Below are 739 nucleotides of genomic sequence, written 5' to 3'. Positions count from 1 at the left end.
ACCAGCAGGAACTCGATCTCGTGTCGATGTTCAAGGACGTGGCAGGCGCGTTCGTGCAGCAGGCGACCGTCCCGGCGCAAGTGCGCCATCTCGTCGACCGCGCTGTGCGCATCGCGCTCTCGCAGCGCAAGGTCACGGCGATCATTCTGCCGAACGACCTGCAGGAACTGGAGTACGAAGCGCCGGGACGCAAGCATGGGACGCTGCATTCCGGCGTCGGCTTCAGCGCGCCGAAAGTCGTTCCGCACGACGCCGATCTGCGTCGCGCCGCTGAGGTCCTGAACGAAGGCAGGAAAGTGGCGATCCTCGTCGGTGCGGGCGCGCTCGATGCCACCGACGAAGTCATCGCGGTTGCAGAGAAGCTGGGTGCGTGCGTCGCGAAGGCGCTGCTCGGCAAGGCCGTGCTGCCCGACGACCTACCCTGGGTCACAGGCTCGATCGGGCTGCTCGGCACGAAGCCGAGCTACGACATGATGATGGAATGCGACACGCTTTTGATGATCGGCTCGGGCTTTCCGTATTCGGAGTTCCTGCCGAAGGAAGGCGCGGCGCGCGGAGTGCAGATCGACCTGCAGGCCGACATGCTGAGCCTGCGTTATCCGATGGAAGTGAACCTCGTCGGCGATAGCGCTGAAACCTTGCGCGCGCTGCTGCCGCTGCTCGCCGAAAAGACGGACCGCGCGTGGCGCAAGAAGATCGAAGGCTGGACCGCCGACTGGTGGAAGACGCTGGAAAAGCG

1 pseudogene is annotated in these 739 nt (G+C 64.8%); it reads left to right on the top strand.

From position 1 onward, the window contains the following. Nucleotides 1–739 (top strand): annotated as a pseudogene (locus tag AWB81_RS43800) (thiamine pyrophosphate-requiring protein); the annotation flags it as partial.

The sequence above is a fragment of the Caballeronia arationis genome (assembly GCF_001544975.2).
Classification (GTDB): domain Bacteria; phylum Pseudomonadota; class Gammaproteobacteria; order Burkholderiales; family Burkholderiaceae; genus Caballeronia; species Caballeronia arationis.
The sequence above is the reverse complement of the archived record's forward strand: the minus strand, read 5'-3'. Positions and strand labels throughout refer to the sequence as shown.